The following is a 15,543-nucleotide window of genomic DNA, read 5'->3' as shown; positions in this document are numbered from 1 at the left end:
AGGCCGCTCCAGACGAGTACGGTACGACGGCGCGGCCGTCGGAAACCGGCGTAGGAGTGCACCAGAGATGGTGGAAGGCAACGAGAAGAACACGAACGAACCCGAGCCCGGCAACGGCCCGGCCCGACGGCGTGGAGGCCTGTTCGGCTCGCGTCGCGGTGGCCGATCGAAGGCGACCGATCCGGCGGTGGCGGCCGAAGCGCCGGCGATTCCGGTAACGGAAGCCGCGGTCACGCAGTCGAGCCCGGCCGCTGATGCCGAAGACCACGAGCGCAGCGCCGTCGAGGCGTCGCTTCCGGTCGGCACGGGTACCGCGGTCGAGGGCAGCGCCGGAGCATCCGTCGCGCCCGAGGTCGAAGCGCCTTCGACACCGGAGCCCGAGAAGGAGTCGGAGCCGCCCGCATCGGTTTCGCCGATCCCGGCGGCGCTCACGACGACGTCGCTGATCTTCCACGCGCCGCCGGTGCTCGTCGCATCGGAGCGCCCGGATCACCCCGAACGCTCGGAGCGTGGCGACCGCGACCCAGGCAGTCGCGATCGCGACCGCGGAGGTAGCGACCGCGACCGCGGAGGTAGTGATCGCGACCGCGATCGCGAAGGTAGTGATCGCGACCGCGACCGTGACCAAGACGACGAGGAGTCCTCGACGGTTCGCCGGCGCACTCGACGCCGGAGCGGCGAAGAGGGGCGTTCGAACACCGACGAGCCGGCCAACACGGTCGTCAAGGTGCGCCAGCCCCGCGAGGTCGAGCTCATCACAGAGCCGCAGAAGGTCAAGGGCTCGACCCGACTCGAGGCGAAGAAGCAGCGCCGGCGCGACGGCCGCGACGCCGGACGCCGACGTGCGGTGATCACCGAGGCCGAGTTCCTCGCCCGACGCGAGTCGGTCGATCGCTCGATGGTCGTGCGCGAGAAGGGCGGCCGCATCCAGATCGGCGTGCTCGAAGACGGTGTGCTCGTCGAGCACTACGTCGCCCGCAACCAAGAGGCGTCGCTCATCGGCAACGTCTACCTCGGCCGCGTGCAGAACGTGCTGCCGAGCATGGAAGCCGCGTTCGTCGACATCGGCCGGGGCCGCAATGCGGTGCTCTACTCGGGCGAAGTCGATTGGGAGGCCGCGGCCGAGAACGGCGAGAAGAACCAGCCTCGCCGCATCGAGCTCGCCTTGAAGCCCGGCGACCGAGTGCTCGTGCAGGTCACGAAAGACCCGGTCGGCCACAAGGGCGCCCGGCTCACGAGCCAGGTCTCGTTGCCCGGTCGCTACCTCGTGTACGTGCCCAACGGTTCGATGAACGGCATCAGCCGCAAGCTCCCCGACACCGAGCGCGCACGTCTGAAGAAGATCCTCAAAGAGGTGCTGCCCGACAATCAGGGCGTCATCGTGCGCACCGCCGCCGAGGGCGCGACCGAAGAGCAACTCACGCTCGATGTGAACCGCCTCATCGCGCAGTGGGCCGAGATCGCCACCCAGCTCGAGAAGGTGCAAGCACCTGCGCTGCTGCACTCCGAGCCCGACCTGCTCATCAAGATCGTGCGCGACGTCTTCAACGAAGACTTCCAGAAGATGGTCATCGAGGGCGACGACGCGCGACAGACCATCGAGCGGTACCTTCGTGCCGTCGCTCCCGACCTCCTCGAGCGCGTCGACGCATACGCCGGCGAGCGGGACTCCTTCGATGAGTTCCGCATCAGCGAACAGATCGAGAAGGCGCTCGACCGCAAGGTGTGGCTGCCCTCGGGTGGCTCGCTCGTGATCGACCGCACCGAGGCGATGACCGTCGTCGACGTCAACACCGGCAAGTTCGTCGGCTCTGGCGGCAACCTCGAAGAGACGGTCACGAAGAACAACCTCGAGGCGGCCGAAGAGATCGTTCGACAGCTCCGGCTCCGCGACATCGGCGGCATCATCGTCGTCGACTTCATCGACATGGTGCTCGAGACCAACCGCGATCTCGTGCTGCGACGTCTCGTCGAGTGTCTCTCCAGGGACCGCACGAAGCACCAGGTCGCCGAGGTCACCTCGCTCGGCCTCGTGCAGATGACGCGCAAGAAGCTCGGTCTCGGGCTGCTCGAGTCGTTCAGCGAGCCCTGCGAGATCTGTGCGGGCCGCGGCATCATCGTGCACCACGAGCCCGTCGTGAAGCACCGCTCGGCGCAGCAGCAGCAGCCCGAGCGTCGGCGCGGACGGGGCGGCAACCAGCAGCAGTCGGCGCAGTCGCCCGCTGAGCCGAAGACGCACACCGGTACCCACGCCATCACCGACGACGTGAAGAACGCGCTCGCCCAGATCGCGGCATCGACGATTCCGCACACCGAGCAGAAGCACGAGACGGATGCCGCGGGCGAGACGCCAGCGGCCGAATCGACCGTCGCCGAACGCGCCCCCAAGGCCGATGCCGCCGAGAAGTCAGCCGAGTCGACGGGCTCCCGTCGCCGCGGCCGTCATCGTCGGGTCTCCCAGGAGCAGGGTGCCGCAGCTGTGGCCTCTGCTGCCGACGAGGCGCCCAAGACGGCCGACGAGGCGCCGAAGGCGGCCGACGAGGCGCCCAAGGCGGCGCCCGGGGTTCCGCAGGTCCTCGATCTGCCCGCGCCGCCGGTGGAGCGCAAGCGCCCGGCGCGCGTCGCCGAGACCGAGGTGCTCCTCGATTCGGTGCTCGATGCACTGCCGGCTCCGAAGAAGGCCGGCGAAGGGCGCACGCGCAGTCGTCGTGTCTCGACGGCGGCACTCAGCACGGCCGGCGCGACGCCCGTCATCACGCGGGCCGACGGCTCGGGCGACGACGGGGCATCCGACTCAGCCGAGTGATCGCCGGGCTGCGCGTTCGCGTCGTTCACGCGGCGTGACGCGCAGCCCGCTTCGGCGGAGTCGCAGCACGAGTTCCCTCGGCGAGACGGCCTGGGCGCCCGCCGCCACGAGGTCGTCGTAGCGTTCGACCGGCACGTCGTAGTGGTCGAGATCGAAGGATCTCGGCGGGAGATCGGCTCGCTGCGCGAACGCGTGGAGCTCATCGATCGACTCGTCGCTGACGAGGTGCGCCCACACGGTTCCGTGCTTCGGCCAGAGCGGCGTGTCGATCAGCACGGTCATGTTTGCGATCCTATGCGCGAGTGGTCACGACTCGCCGCGGGCCGCGCGTTTGACCGGCCCCCATACATCAGATAAACTCGACCGTTGGCGCCACCGCTTATCCCGGTGTGCCCACTGCAGTTCATCTGCACAGCAGTTCATCTGCACCCGCGTTTTCTGGCAGTGACGACCCCTTCTTCCCGCTGAGGTCCCGCGCAGTGACACCCCATCAGACAGTCGGAGCCCCCGGGTTTCCCCAGAGATAGGTACGAAGAGTGGTTTACGCAGTAGTGCGCGCCGGCGGTCGGCAGGAGAAGGTCGAAGTCGGCACCATCGTGACGATGGATCGCGTCAAGGCAGATAAAGACGGCAACGTCACGCTCGCCGCGGTGCTCCTCGTCGACGGCGACAAGATCACCTCCGACGCGAAGTCGCTCGAGAAGATCACGGTCACGGCCGAGGTTCTCAACGACCTCCGCGGCCCGAAGATCGTGATTCAGAAGTTCAAGAACAAGACCGGTTACAAGAAGCGCCAGGGTCACCGTCAAGACCTGACGCGCGTCAAGGTCACCGGAATCAAGTAGAGCCTGAGGAGAGCAGCTAATGGCACACAAAAAGGGAGCGAGCTCTACTCGCAACGGTCGTGACTCCAACGCACAGCGCCTCGGCGTGAAGCGCTTCGGTGGCCAGGTCGTCGGCGCAGGCGAGATCATCGTCCGCCAGCGCGGCACCCACTTCCACCCGGGCGCGGGCGTCGGTCGCGGTGGCGACGACACCCTGTTCGCACTCGAGGCCGGCGCGGTGCAGTTCGGTCACAAGGGCGGCCGCAAGGTCATCAACATCGTGGCGGTCGGCGAATAGTCGATCGACGGTTTTCGTGAGGGCGGGCTTCGGCTCGCCCTCACGTGTTTTCATCGGTTTGGAGAGTGCAGCATGGTCAGCTTCGTCGACGAGGTGACGCTGTTCCTGCGTGCCGGTCATGGCGGGAACGGCTGCGTCTCGGTGCGCCGTGAGAAGTTCAAGCCCCTCGCGGGCCCCGACGGCGGCAACGGCGGGCACGGCGGCGACATCGTGCTCGTTGCAGACCCGCAGGTGACCACCCTCCTCGCCTATCACGGGCGTTCGCACCGCAGCTCCTCCAATGGCCAGCCCGGCATGGGCGACCACCGCTCCGGTGCGCTCGGCGAGACTCTCGAAATGCCCGTGCCCGTCGGCACGGTCGTCAAAGACGAGCACGGCGTCGAACTCGCCGACCTCACCGAGCCGGGTACCCGCTACGTCGCCTCCGCCGGCGGCCTCGGCGGCCTCGGCAATGCCGCACTCTCGAGCACGAAGCGAAAGGCGCCCGGCTTCGCCCTGCTCGGCACCCTCGGCGACGAGGTCGAGATCACGCTCGAACTGAAGACCATCGCGGATGTCGCGCTCGTCGGCTATCCATCGGCGGGCAAGTCGAGCCTCATCGCTGCGCTGTCAGCGGCTCGACCGAAGATCGCCGACTACCCGTTCACGACTCTGCACCCGAACCTCGGTGTCGTGCAGGCGGGCGACCACCGCTTCACCATGGCCGACGTGCCCGGCCTCATCGAGGGTGCGAGCGAGGGCAAGGGGCTCGGGCTCGAGTTCCTCCGTCACGTCGAACGCTGCACAGCGCTCCTGCACGTCGTCGATTGCGCCACCCTCGAGCCCGGTCGCGACCCGATCACCGACCTCGAGGTGATCCTCGGCGAGTTGGCCGCCTACCCCGTTCCCGAAGGGCAGGTGCCGCTGCTCGATCGCCCGCAGCTCGTCGCCCTCAACAAGATCGACGTGCCCGAGGCACGTGAGCTCGCCGACTTCGTGCGTCCCGAGCTCGAGTCCCGTGGCTACCGCGTGTTCGAAATCTCCACGGTCAGCCACGAGGGACTTCGCCAGTTGGGCTTCGCGCTCGGCGAACTCGTCGACGCAAGCCGCGCCGAGGCGGCCGCTGAGCCTGCGCCCGAACGCATCGTCATGCGTCCGAAGTCCTCCAACGATCCCGGCTTCACCGTGCGGGCAGAGGGCGGCAGCTACGGCACCCTGTACCGCGTGCTCGGACAGAAGCCCGAGCGGTGGGTTCAGCAGACGGACTTCACGAACGACGAGGCGGTCGGCTTCCTCGCCGATCGTCTCGCGAAGCTCGGCGTCGAAGACGCGCTCGTGCGCGCCGGCGCCGACGCAGGCTCGGCCGTCGTCATCGGCAAGGGTGCCGGGGTCGTCTTCGATTGGGAGCCGACGCTCACGTCGACCGCCGAGCTCATCACCGCACCGCGCGGGTCCGACATCCGTCTCGACGAGAACCGGCGTGCCACTCGCGCCGAGCGTCGAAGCGAGTATTACGAGCGCATGGACGCGAAGGCCGAGGCACGTGCCGAGCTCGAGCGTGAGCGCGGCGCAGGCATGTGGTCGGAGCTCGATGAGCAGACTGCCGCAGAGGCTGCCGCCGGCAGCGACGCCGACGGCCCAGCACCTGCAGCCGTGTCCGACGACGGGGAGGACTCGAGCAGCGAGGAGCGCGCATGACGCCTCGCACTCGATCCGAGATCCCGGCGGCGACCCGCATCGTCGTGAAGGTCGGTTCCTCGTCGATCAGCGGTGAGAACGCCGAACAGATCGGGCCGTTGGTCGATGCCCTTGCTGCCGTGCATGCTCGCGGCGCCGAGGTCGTGCTCGTGTCGTCAGGGGCGATCGCCACGGCGATCCCGTTCCTCAGCCTCGACGGCCGACCCACAGACCTCGCCACGCAGCAGGCGGCTGCCGCGGTCGGCCAGAACGTGTTGATGTGGCGCTACCAGACGAGCCTCGACCGTTACGGGGTACTTGCCGGTCAGGTGCTGCTGACCGCCGGCGATCTCGAGAACGCCACGCCCCGCTCGAACGCGCAGCGCGCGATGGACCGGTTGCTCTCCCTCCGGATCCTGCCGATCGTGAACGAGAACGACACCGTCGCGACCCATGAGATCCGGTTCGGCGACAATGACCGGCTCGCGGCCCTCGTCGCCGAGCTGATCGGCGCTGAGCTTCTCATCCTGCTTTCCGATGTCGACGCGCTCTACACGAAGCCGCCGCATCTCGATGGCGCGGTGCGCATCGAGCACGTGCCGTTCGGCGACCCCCTCGCGGGCGTCGAGATCGGGGCGGCCGGCCGCGCCGGAGTCGGAGTCGGGGGAGCGGAGACCAAGGTCTCCGCAGCCCGTATCGCCGCTGAAGCCGGCGCCTCCGTGCTCATCACTTCGACTCCGCTCGTCTCGGAGGCACTCACCGGCGCAGCGGTCGGCACTTGGTTCGATCCTGCCCCGAAGGGCGCCCAGCGACGGTGACGACCGTCACACGGTGACGGGCGACACGCCGCTCACCTAGGCTGGTCGCATGGAGCAGACCGACCTCGACACCTCGGTGATCGACACCCGCCTCGTTGCCGCGAAAGACGCCTCCCGCCGCCTGGCGCAGGCCACGACGGCTGAGAAGGAAGCGGCGCTCGACCAGGTCGCAGTGCTGCTCACGGCTCGTTCGGAAGCGATCATTGCAGCGAACGGCGCCGACCTCGAAGCGGGTCGCGCGGCCGGGCTCGCTTCAGGGCTGCTCGACCGGCTCACGCTCGACGAACGGCGGATCAGCGCACTCGCCGATGCGGTTCGCGAAGTGATCGGCCTCGCTGATCCAGTCGGCGACACCGTGAGCGGCCGCTCGCTGCCCAATGGCGTGCGCATCGATCAGATCCGAGTGCCGCTCGGCGTCATCGGCGCCATCTACGAGGCACGACCGAACGTCACGATCGACATCGCAGTGCTCGCACTCAAGAGCGGCAACGCCGTGGTGCTCCGCGGCGGCACGGCGGCTGAACAGACGAACCGGGTGCTCCTCGGGGTACTCCGCGACGCGCTCGACTCGGTCGGCCTGCCGGCCGATGCGGTGCAGACCGTCGACGACTTCGGCCGCGCAGGGGCCCGCCATCTCATGCAGGCCCGCGCCTACGTCGACGTGCTGATCCCGCGGGGCAGCGCCGGCCTCATCCGAGCCGTCGTCGAAGAGGCGAAGGTGCCGGTCATCGAAACGGGAGCCGGCGTCGTGCACATGTTCCTCGACGAGAGCGCCCGCGAAGACTGGGCGGTCGATCTCGTACACAATGCCAAGACGCAACGGCCGAGCGTCTGCAACGCACTCGAGACGTTGCTGGTGCACGCGGGCGCGGCCGAGCGTCTGCTTCCTCCGGTGCTGGCTCGTCTCGAGGCATCCGGTGTCACCGTGCACGGCGACGAGCGCGTGCGCGCGATCCGTCCCGAGGTCGAGGCGGTCACCGATGAGGACTGGGCGACCGAGCACATGTCACTGGACATCTCGGTCGGTGTCGTCGACTCGCTCGACGGCGCTCTCCGCCACATCCGGCGGTACTCCACCAAGCACACGGAGTCGATCGTCACGAACGATCTCGGCAACGCCGAACGGTTCCTCAACGAGGTCGACGCCGCGGCGGTCATGGTCAACGCGTCCACCCGCTTCACCGACGGCGCGGAGTTCGGGTTCGGCGCAGAGGTCGGCATCTCCACGCAGAAGCTGCACGCCCGTGGGCCGATGGGGCTCCCCGAACTCACCAGCACGAAGTGGATCGTGCGCGGTGCCGGGCACGTGCGCGACTGACCTCGCTAGACTGTTCGGAGCACGACCCGCAGGATTCGAAAGGAATGGCGAATGAGCCTAGCCACCGCAGTACAGACCTCGACCGTGTTGACCGAGACGGTGCACGCGAGGGAACTGCCGATGGAGACCTGGGTCTACGGCCTCATCGCGATCGTCATCTTCGCTGCGCTCGGGTTCGTCGTCGCGTCGTACCGCGACGTCGCCAACCGCCACAGCGCCAAGGCCGCGGCCTACGCCGCGCGGCACTCCGGAGACGAGCACGGCGGCCACTGAGGTTGGCGAGCGCGCGATGACGGTCGCGGAGCGTCGGCCTCGAATCGGGGTGATGGGCGGTACATTCGACCCCATTCACCACGGCCACCTCGTCGCCGCGAGCGAAGTGGCGCGGTCACTCGATCTCGACGAGGTCGTGTTCGTGCCGACCGGCCAGCCGAGCTACAAGTCGAACGTCACCCAGGCCGAGCATCGCTATCTGATGACGGTCATCGCCACAGCCTCGAACCCGATGTTCACCGTGAGCCGCGTTGATATCGACCGCGAGAAGCCGACGTTCACGATCGACACGCTGCGCGACATCCGCCGTGAACGCCCCGATGCCGACCTCTACTTCATCACCGGCGCCGACGCCATCGCACAGATCCTCTCCTGGAAAGACGTGCGGGAACTCTGGGATCTGGCGCACTTCGTTGCTGTGAGTCGTCCGGGACATGTGCTGTCTGTTTCTGGATTGCCGGAGCAAGACGTAAGCTTGCTGGAGGTTCCGGCACTAGCGATCTCGTCGACCGATTGCCGGAGCAGGGTGCGCCGGGGTTTCCCGGTTTGGTACTTGGTGCCCGATGGGGTCGTCCAGTACATCTCCAAGCACCATCTCTACCGGAGTGTCGAATGACGTCGTCGCAGGATCTGCCGCTGACGCGCCGCGAAATACGCGAACGTGAGCGTCTGCTGGAGCAGCAGGTTCCTTCAGCGAGCCCGGATGCCCCGCCGGCGGTTCCTGCTCCTGCTCCTGTGCCGCCGCAGCCTGTTCCCGTGGCTCCCGCGCAAGCGGTCCCCGCGCCGGCGCTCCCGGTGTCGGCCTCGGACCCTGCGTATGCAGCGCCCCGGCCCGCTGGTGCGTTCGCAGAACCCACTTCGCCGTACGCAGCGCCGCCGCAGCAGCAGAGCCCGTTCGCTCCGCGCCCGGTGCCGCCGGCTCCAGCCGTGCCGCAGCCGCCCGCAGTGGAGCAGGCCCCGCAGCAGCAGATTCCGTGGGAGCCCCAGCAGCCTCCGCAGCAGCAGATTCCGTGGGAGCCCCAGCAGCCTCCGCAGCAGCAGATTCCGTGGGAGCCCCAGCAGCCTCCGCAGCAGCAGATTCCGTGGGAGCCCCAGCAGCCTCCGCAGCAGGGGGCGCCGTTGAACGTCCGCCCGGCATCACCCCAAGAGCAGCCGTGGCCTGTCGCCGAAGAGCCGACGACGCCGGAGCGCACCCTCACCCGGCGTGAGCTTCGCGCGATGCTCGACTCCAACCAACTCGATGAGTTCGACCTCGAAGAAGAGGAAGAGGCCGCGCAGTACTCCGCCGGCCTCCCGCAGCCTGGGCCTGCGGTGCCGCCTCCCGCAGCAGCGAGCCCGACGCGTCCACCGCGACAGGCCGATCCTGCGGCCCCAGTGTCGGCTGCAGTCGGCCACTGGACGTCGCAGCTGAACACCCCTGTGGAATCGGCCGAACCCTTCGACCAGTTGCTTTCACGTGGCGGCGTGAGCCACGGTGTTCCGACCACGACGAACGCGCTCATCCTCCCGACGCTTCCCGACAACGGTTCGATCGGCGATCCGATTGCGTCGAGCGGTGAGATCATCGCCACCGGCTCGATCGACCTCCCGCGCTCCTACGGGGCGACGGGGGTGCACCCGAGTCATATCGATTCCTCCGACGTCGATCGTCTCTTCGACCAGGTCGAAGACGTCGGCGCCGGCGCCGCGCCCGTCTCGGCCACCCGCGCGATCAGTACACAGGGCGCTTCGCGTGCCATGATCGCACCGCCCAAGAAAGAGGGCATGAACCTGCCGCTCGTGCTCGCCGTCACCGCCGGTGTGCTCGCGCTCGGCGTCGTCGCGACCCTCGTCATCGGCTCGATCTCCGGGTTGTTCTGATCCGAGATATCCATCACCCACCGGAAGTGAGCGCATGACCGCATCCGACCAAGCACTCGACACACTCGCGCTGGCGGCGCGGGCAGCTGACTCGAAGGGCGGCGACGACCTCGTCGCTCTCGACGTGTCGGCCCCGCTTCCCTTCGCCGACGTGTTCCTCCTCGTGACCGGCAACTCCGAACGCAACGTTGTCGCGATCGCCGACGAGATCGAAGAGGTGCTCGGACGTGCCGGCACTCCGACGCGACGGCGTGAGGGCCACCAGACGGGCCGCTGGATCCTGCTCGATTTCGGCGACCTCGTTGTGCACGTCTTTCACCAGGAAGAGCGGCTCTACTATGGCCTCGAGCGGCTCTGGGCCGACTGTCCGGCACTGCCGGTGGCGCCGCTGCTCGCCGCGAGCAACTGACCGTCGCGGCATCCGCTGGTCGAGGTCCGCTCGATTTCTTTCGCGGGCAGGGGCTGGTGTAAGCTCAATTCGTTGCCCCGCACGGGGTTTACGGGTCTGTGGCGCAGCTGGTAGCGCACCTGCATGGCATGCAGGGGGTCAGGGGTTCGAGTCCCCTCAGATCCACCAAAAACCCCTGATGAATCGCAAGATTCACAGGGGTTCTTTTCGTTGAAAACGGCCGAAAACAGGCCGTTGGGGCTGTTTTGGGTCTGTTTTCAAATCGATGACGGGCCTTCACAGGCATCCACATGCGAAGTCCTGAGACGGCAAGCATTTCGGCTTGATGCGCACTCCTGAGGAGTATGAGCACATCAACCGATCCCACCGTTCCGGCATCCCGGTTCGTCGACGAGCTTGGGGACTACCTGAGCGTCGACGAGCTGGCGCAGTATTTGCAGCTGTCCAAAGAGACGATCTACCACTGGCGTCTCGAAGGAACCGGCCCGAAGGCCACCAAGCTCGGCAAGCATCTGCGATACAGCCGCGAGAACGTTCTGGCCTGGCTGAGGGCCCGAACAGACCGACGGTGAACCCGGTGATGGCCTTTTACTCTGCGAAGACAGAGGGCGATTACAATGCCACGCAGCAGAATGGAACCCGGCTCACACGGGGAGATCACGTACCACGACCTGCCCGACGGGCGGGTTCGCGGCACCGTCATCTTCCGTCGCATTGACGGGAGCTACGGCAAGCTCCGCAGCCGCGCGACCTCCAGGGCGCGAGCACGTCGGACGCTGGTCGAGGCCGTTGGCGACGAGTACGAAGCCGCTCACACGACGGGTGAGGGTCTGACGCCCGACTCGCTCTTCGTTGAGCTCGCCCATGAGTACATGGAGCACGTGGCGTTCACCGGCGATCAACGCGATACGACACGGCACGAGAACCGGCGGCTGATCGAGAAGAAGATCGCTCCGTTGATGGGAGCGCTGGCGCTTCGGGAGATCAAGGCGAGCACGATTCTGCGGGTCTACAAGGCCATCCACCGGGAGACGCCGCGACAGGCGGATACGTGCAAGGCGCTGATCAGTCAGATCTGTTCGTATGCCGTCATGAACGATCTCATGATCGCCAATCCAGCTCGAGAGGTGAAGAGCGTCAAGAAGCGGCCGAAGCCGATCTACGCGCCCGATGCCCTCGAGTTGGATCAGTTTCGAGCGATCATTCGCGATCACCAGAATCGCGAAGACCGGATGGGGCCGCGGCCGTCCGACCTCCTCGGCGACGTGGTCGACCTGATCCTGGCCAGTGGCGCTCGCGTCAGCGAAGCAGTGGGACTTAAATGGCAGTTCGTCGACCTCGAGTCAGAACGGCCGAGCATCACCATCGCCGGAAAGATCGTCGACTCCAAGGGCCAGCCCAAGCACTACGAGGACTATCTCAAGTCGGAGGCTGGTTGGCGGTGCATCTCTGTGCCGGTCGAGCTCCTTCCGATGCTCCGCCGTCGCAAGCTTGCATCCGGTGGTAACGAGTTCGTCTTCCACACGCGTACCGGAGCGCCCAGTGGCACGCAAGATGTCCATCGATCGTTGCGGCGCGTGCGGGAATGGGCCCATCTCGACGAGGAGCTTGTGCCGCACGCGCTCCGCAAGTCGGCTGTGACCGTGGTGGCTGACGCGCTGGGCATCGAAGGGGCTGCGCGGTTCGCCGGCCACAAACGTTCTCGCGTGACCGAGCAGTACTACGCGAAGCGCGCCGTTCAGGCTCCTGATACTTCGATGGTGCTCGGCAGGCTCCAGCGCTCTCGACTCGAGTCCGTCGCAGTGGTCAACATCGACCGCAGTCGCAGGGCGCAATGAGCGTCGGCAGGTCTGCCCATGTATCGGCGGGGTTTTGGTCGATTCGGGTGAACTCGCGGGCGTCGAGCATGCCGCCTCACCGGGGGTCAGGTTCGGCGCCCGTTTCAGCCGCTCGGCGACGTTCGAGGTCAGCAACCGCGAACGTGACGAAGTCGGAGTCACGGTTCGTGATGATGACGTCTTCGACGGTGTCCGCCGACGGTTCCCAGGACCAGGCTGTTTGGCGGGTGGGGCGGTCGAGGTCGAGGCGGGCGCCGGAAGTGGCAATCCAGTCGGGAGGCGGCGCGGGCGTCGGCGAAGTCGCGGCGCCATCCGAAGGGCGCGGGGCCGTGCTGGTCAGGGTCGTAGGCTCTGAGTCGTGGAGGAAGCGGGCATCTTGCAAAGTACGGCCGCGTCGTCACAAAGACGCCGTGACGCGTCGCCCGCGGCGCGCACCTGGCACCCGTCGCATCGTTGTGCGGGGTTATCCGCCCATTGGCGGACACACGGGCTGAACGATTACAGGCGGGTCAACGCGACGATAACGACATGAGGCTCCATCACCAGTGAGGAAGCGCTACACCCCAGCGCCGACGATTGCGGCAAATCGGCTCCGCTTGTGAGCCTCAGGAGCTGCGCCGTAACAGCGCGGCGAGCACGGCGTCCGCTCCACCGGGCTTCTCACGCGTGTACGCCCGGTAGAGCCACCACAGCACGCCCGCCCCGGCCGATGCGGCGACACCTGTAAGCCCGTCCTGAGCGCCCAGAGCAACGCCGGCGCCGACCATCCCGTCGATAACCACCACGGCGCCGTCTTCGCCCAGCGAGGTGCGTCCGCGTTTCGCCTCACGTGCCAGGGCGTGAGCGCGGGGCTGCAGCTCGTCTTTGATCTGTTCCGCGAGCTCGTCCTCGGTGCTGGCCGTGGCGGCGCGACGGAGCTTGTCCAGTGACCGTCGCCAGTCATCGAAATTCTCCGACGACTGGCGCATCTCGATAGCGCGAGCAATCGGCACGTCCACAGTCGGGACGATGACCCGTGACACCTCACGAAGGAATACGCCCGGATGCGACTGGTGCAACCCGGTATTGACCTTCAGACGCAGGTGATGGAGATCTACTTCTTCAGTCGGAACATACTGCGCATTTGCGGCGTCCGCGACCGCGAGCGTCTTGGCCAGGTAGTAGAGGGTCGGCTCAATCTGCCAAGGTTCGTCCGCACGGTGCACCGGCAGGTTCATCTTGAGATCTAGTCCCCGGAAGTTGTCCCAGACCATGAGCGGCGTTCCCTCAGCCGACGCAGATCGGACAAACTCCTGCATCTCGGATGACCTCACGTCACGCCGCACTGAGGTGGCGAGTTGATGCGCTCGCTGCTGCAGCGTCGGCCATTGGCTCCTCACGATGACGACACCCGACCGGATCAGGTGCTCGAGCTCATAGAGATTCGCAACAATCGCGGCGAATCGAGCGGCGGCCCGCGTCGGATCCTCCCGCAGCCTGGCGAAGGACTCGTTCTGGCTCCACAGCGCCGGCCCGGTTGTGACGATGTTGTGTTTGCCATCTTGACGGCGGTATCGGATGCCGCGCATTGGCTGAACAATCGATGGCTCAACAAAGAAGTCCGCGAGTGGGTCGAGGACCAACAGCTTCGAGTAATACAGCAGCGACGCGCTCAGCTCGGCGCGGAGCGACGGCTCGCTCCAGAAGGCCCCGAGCCACCCACCCACCAGATACGCGTCGCCATTCTCGGGCTGATCATGCTGGGCCGCCCACAGCCGGGACAGGAGATCGCGAAGATCCTCGAGCTCCGGAATTGTCAACCGCTCGAGCTCAGCACGAATGGGTACTGCGCCGAGTGCATTTTCGATCACATCCAGCACCGTCGGAGTAGTGCTCATCCGAGGGTTGGTTCGCCTTCCTGCATTCACGTGTTCAGACTCCCACGCTCGCGTGGAGTTCGGGAGGAAGCCGTCGATATTGAGATCGGCGTCAGGGATGTACTGAGCTGTCAGAGGGAGGTGGGTGGCGCCGCCTCGAGGGAGTCTGGTTCGTTGATGAATGCGAGGAAGCGGTTGCCCTTGGGGGATGTGCGAGGGGCGAAGACGCCCTGGGCGCTCAGGATCGTATCGAGGGGGATGGTGGCGAGGCCGGCGCGTTCGAGGTCGGCGACGGCCTGGGTCACCGGATCGTACCACGTGCCTATCGGTGCGTTGAGCGCGGAGCCGAGGGGGCCGTCGATGCCGCCCATCATGACGTCCGCGTGCTGTGCGTAGAGACTTCGAGCCTGCAGCCAAGCGGCGGGGTCAGTGAAGTAGTGCAAGAGCCAGACGTGGAGTGCATCAAACTCGCCGACGAGGCGGGTGAACTGCTCCTGCTGGCTGGCGGTGAACGGTGCCCAGCTGCCGCCGTTCGCGACCGCGGCAGCGAGGCGACGGCGCTTCTCTTCGCTGGCTGTCTCGGCCGCGGCCCGTTGGGCGCGCGCGACCGCGGCGATGAATTCATCCGAGCCCACGATGTCCTCGAGCGGCGTGGTGGACTCGATGTCCTTAATTGCAGTACTGAGAGACTGCGCGATCGCAACGTTGAAATCGTGCTGCCGTTGCGCCTGTCGTGTTTCCATGGCATGGGCAAAAGTATCCGCCGCGAGCGTGCCGACGATGGGAATCAGGGACAGCGCTGCTTTGCTGGCGAACGCGAAAACATCCTCCGCCGGTTCGTGAGGCGGGACGAGATCGTGGAGATTGGTCATCTCTTCATGATGGATCAGGACTCAGAAGGTGTCTCCATCGCGTCACTGTTGCGCGTGCACAGGCAGCGCTCCTGAACCAACAGAGCCCCGAAAGGGGGTAGGGTTTGCTCCCCATCCGAGGCACCAGGCTCGTTAGGATCTAGCGATCGCGAACAGCCGGACACACGCACCGACGAACACCCGGATGCCCGCGGCCCTCAAACACCCGTTCCGCAATGAGGAGGACGACCATGAGTTACTGGCCGATGACGATGCCCCGCCCGGACGAGCGACCGGAGCCTGAGTCCGACGAAGATTGAGCTGGTTCGCCGGCCGCGTGGCAGTGGCCGCTCCCCAGGATCAGCCGAAGTGCGGCTGAGAAAGCAACTTCCCACGAAGGAAACTGAATGTACTGCAGTGGATGCGGAGCTGTGCTCGCCGAGGATGCAAGATTCTGTCCGAGCTGTGGGCGGCCGCGCGGCGACGCACCAGAACCGATCCGAACGGAGGGACTGGTTACCTTGACTCCGAGCCAGCGGCGGGTGCCAATGGGCTCGCTGACTGATCCAGAAGCGGCTGATACGCCCGTGTCAGTTCCGGTGGGCTCCACAGAGGCCTGCTTGTAGGCAGCGGATTTGATCCCTCCATTCGCCCGCCGATGCCAGATGAACTCGTTCCAGCTGATTGCGTATGGGCCTTCTGGCCGTATCCGGGACCCTTCCCCTCGGACCCGGCG

At 66.6% G+C, this 15,543-nt stretch carries 16 protein-coding genes and 1 tRNA gene; 14 read left to right on the top strand and 3 right to left on the bottom strand.

Annotation, left to right across the window (positions count from 1 at the left end; genetic code table 11):
- The first annotated feature begins 67 nt into the window (after nt 1–67).
- The gene (locus AC1C2U_RS02830) at nt 68–2,806 is read left to right on the top strand and encodes an Rne/Rng family ribonuclease (protein ID WP_495360203.1); all 2,739 of its coding nucleotides are present in this window, start codon (nt 68–70) and stop codon (nt 2,804–2,806) included.
- Here the strand turns inward: AC1C2U_RS02830 and AC1C2U_RS02825 are convergent.
- Nucleotides 2,795–3,088: a DUF4031 domain-containing protein gene (locus AC1C2U_RS02825; protein ID WP_495360202.1), complete on the bottom strand. Its 294-nt coding sequence runs from the start codon at nt 3,086–3,088 to the stop codon at nt 2,795–2,797. The genes AC1C2U_RS02830 and AC1C2U_RS02825 overlap by 12 nt on opposite strands.
- Before the next feature lie 254 nt (nt 3,089–3,342).
- On the opposite strand from AC1C2U_RS02825, the gene rplU reads away from it, so the two are divergent.
- The 12 genes from rplU to AC1C2U_RS02765 all read left to right on the top strand — a co-directional run bounded on the left by rplU (nt 3,343) and on the right by AC1C2U_RS02765 (nt 12,100).
- Complete coding sequence (rplU, locus tag AC1C2U_RS02820; protein WP_495353896.1) at nt 3,343–3,651, top strand: 50S ribosomal protein L21; 309 nt, start codon at nt 3,343–3,345, stop codon at nt 3,649–3,651.
- Between the two features lie 19 nt (nt 3,652–3,670).
- Nucleotides 3,671–3,928, top strand: coding sequence for a 50S ribosomal protein L27 (rpmA, locus tag AC1C2U_RS02815; protein WP_022892059.1), 258 nt, complete (start codon nt 3,671–3,673; stop codon nt 3,926–3,928).
- A gap of 72 nt (nt 3,929–4,000) precedes the next feature.
- Nucleotides 4,001–5,605, top strand: a complete 1,605-nt coding sequence (gene obgE / locus AC1C2U_RS02810; protein ID WP_495360201.1) for a GTPase ObgE — start codon at nt 4,001–4,003, stop codon at nt 5,603–5,605.
- A complete protein-coding gene (gene proB / locus AC1C2U_RS02805) occupies nt 5,602–6,402 on the top strand; it encodes a glutamate 5-kinase (RefSeq protein WP_495360200.1) in 801 nt (266 codons plus the stop codon). Before obgE ends, proB begins: the two co-directional genes overlap by 4 nt.
- A 49-nt stretch (nt 6,403–6,451) precedes the next feature.
- A complete protein-coding gene (locus AC1C2U_RS02800) occupies nt 6,452–7,720 on the top strand; it encodes a glutamate-5-semialdehyde dehydrogenase (RefSeq protein WP_495360198.1) in 1,269 nt (422 codons plus the stop codon).
- A 51-nt stretch (nt 7,721–7,771) separates the two neighbouring features.
- On the top strand, nt 7,772–7,993 hold the full coding sequence (locus AC1C2U_RS02795) for a hypothetical protein (protein ID WP_495360197.1): 222 nt from the start codon (nt 7,772–7,774) through the stop codon (nt 7,991–7,993).
- Nucleotides 7,994–8,009: 16 nt separating this feature from the next.
- Complete coding sequence (nadD, locus tag AC1C2U_RS02790; protein ID WP_495360196.1) at nt 8,010–8,609, top strand: nicotinate-nucleotide adenylyltransferase; 600 nt, start codon at nt 8,010–8,012, stop codon at nt 8,607–8,609.
- Nucleotides 8,610–8,920: 311 nt separating this feature from the next.
- Nucleotides 8,921–9,853 carry a hypothetical protein gene (locus AC1C2U_RS02785; protein ID WP_495360195.1) on the top strand — a complete coding sequence of 311 codons (933 nt, stop codon included), beginning with the start codon at nt 8,921–8,923 and terminating at the stop codon, nt 9,851–9,853.
- Nucleotides 9,854–9,887: 34 nt separating this feature from the next.
- Nucleotides 9,888–10,262, top strand: coding sequence for a ribosome silencing factor (rsfS, locus tag AC1C2U_RS02780; protein WP_495360194.1), 375 nt, complete (start codon nt 9,888–9,890; stop codon nt 10,260–10,262).
- 92 nt (nt 10,263–10,354) lie between these two features.
- Nucleotides 10,355–10,430 (top strand) — tRNA-Ala (locus tag AC1C2U_RS02775).
- A gap of 176 nt (nt 10,431–10,606) precedes the next feature.
- Nucleotides 10,607–10,834 (top strand): helix-turn-helix transcriptional regulator, encoded by a 228-nt coding sequence (locus AC1C2U_RS02770; protein WP_495360193.1) that lies wholly within the window; start codon nt 10,607–10,609, stop codon nt 10,832–10,834.
- Nucleotides 10,835–10,894: 60 nt separating this feature from the next.
- A complete protein-coding gene (locus AC1C2U_RS02765; protein WP_495360192.1) occupies nt 10,895–12,100 on the top strand; it encodes a site-specific integrase in 1,206 nt (401 codons plus the stop codon).
- A gap of 605 nt (nt 12,101–12,705) precedes the next feature.
- Here AC1C2U_RS02765 and AC1C2U_RS02760 read toward each other — a convergent pair.
- Both AC1C2U_RS02760 and AC1C2U_RS02755 read right to left on the bottom strand, forming a co-directional pair.
- A complete protein-coding gene (locus AC1C2U_RS02760) occupies nt 12,706–13,977 on the bottom strand; it encodes a hypothetical protein (protein WP_495360191.1) in 1,272 nt (423 codons plus the stop codon).
- A gap of 110 nt (nt 13,978–14,087) precedes the next feature.
- Nucleotides 14,088–14,828, bottom strand: coding sequence for a hypothetical protein (locus tag AC1C2U_RS02755; protein WP_495360190.1), 741 nt, complete (start codon nt 14,826–14,828; stop codon nt 14,088–14,090).
- A 386-nt stretch (nt 14,829–15,214) separates the two neighbouring features.
- On the opposite strand from AC1C2U_RS02755, the gene AC1C2U_RS02750 reads away from it, so the two are divergent.
- Nucleotides 15,215–15,433 (top strand): zinc-ribbon domain-containing protein, encoded by a 219-nt coding sequence (locus tag AC1C2U_RS02750; protein ID WP_495360189.1) that lies wholly within the window; start codon nt 15,215–15,217, stop codon nt 15,431–15,433.
- Nucleotides 15,434–15,543 lie beyond the last annotated feature (110 nt).

This window comes from Agromyces sp. Y575 (assembly GCF_059445445.1).
This window is presented reverse-complemented; position numbering and strand designations above follow the sequence as displayed.

Excerpts from the sequence above, each read along its gene's own strand:
- AC1C2U_RS02800 (WP_495360198.1), top strand. The coding sequence starts at position 6,452 with ATGGAGCAGACCGACCTCGACACCTCGGTGATCGACACCCGCCTCGTT.
- AC1C2U_RS02795 (WP_495360197.1), top strand. The coding sequence starts at position 7,772 with ATGAGCCTAGCCACCGCAGTACAGACCTCGACCGTGTTGACCGAGACG.
- AC1C2U_RS02770 (WP_495360193.1), top strand. The coding sequence starts at position 10,607 with ATGAGCACATCAACCGATCCCACCGTTCCGGCATCCCGGTTCGTCGAC.
- AC1C2U_RS02830 (WP_495360203.1), top strand. The coding sequence starts at position 68 with ATGGTGGAAGGCAACGAGAAGAACACGAACGAACCCGAGCCCGGCAAC.
- AC1C2U_RS02755 (WP_495360190.1), bottom strand. The coding sequence starts at position 14,828 with ATGACCAATCTCCACGATCTCGTCCCGCCTCACGAACCGGCGGAGGAT.
- AC1C2U_RS02760 (WP_495360191.1), bottom strand. The coding sequence starts at position 13,977 with ATGAGCACTACTCCGACGGTGCTGGATGTGATCGAAAATGCACTCGGC.
- rsfS (WP_495360194.1), top strand. The coding sequence starts at position 9,888 with ATGACCGCATCCGACCAAGCACTCGACACACTCGCGCTGGCGGCGCGG.
- AC1C2U_RS02765 (WP_495360192.1), top strand. The coding sequence starts at position 10,895 with ATGGAACCCGGCTCACACGGGGAGATCACGTACCACGACCTGCCCGAC.
- obgE (WP_495360201.1), top strand. The coding sequence starts at position 4,001 with ATGGTCAGCTTCGTCGACGAGGTGACGCTGTTCCTGCGTGCCGGTCAT.
- nadD (WP_495360196.1), top strand. The coding sequence starts at position 8,010 with ATGACGGTCGCGGAGCGTCGGCCTCGAATCGGGGTGATGGGCGGTACA.
- rpmA (WP_022892059.1), top strand. The coding sequence starts at position 3,671 with ATGGCACACAAAAAGGGAGCGAGCTCTACTCGCAACGGTCGTGACTCC.
- AC1C2U_RS02825 (WP_495360202.1), bottom strand. The coding sequence starts at position 3,088 with ATGACCGTGCTGATCGACACGCCGCTCTGGCCGAAGCACGGAACCGTG.
- AC1C2U_RS02750 (WP_495360189.1), top strand. The coding sequence starts at position 15,215 with ATGTACTGCAGTGGATGCGGAGCTGTGCTCGCCGAGGATGCAAGATTC.
- proB (WP_495360200.1), top strand. The coding sequence starts at position 5,602 with ATGACGCCTCGCACTCGATCCGAGATCCCGGCGGCGACCCGCATCGTC.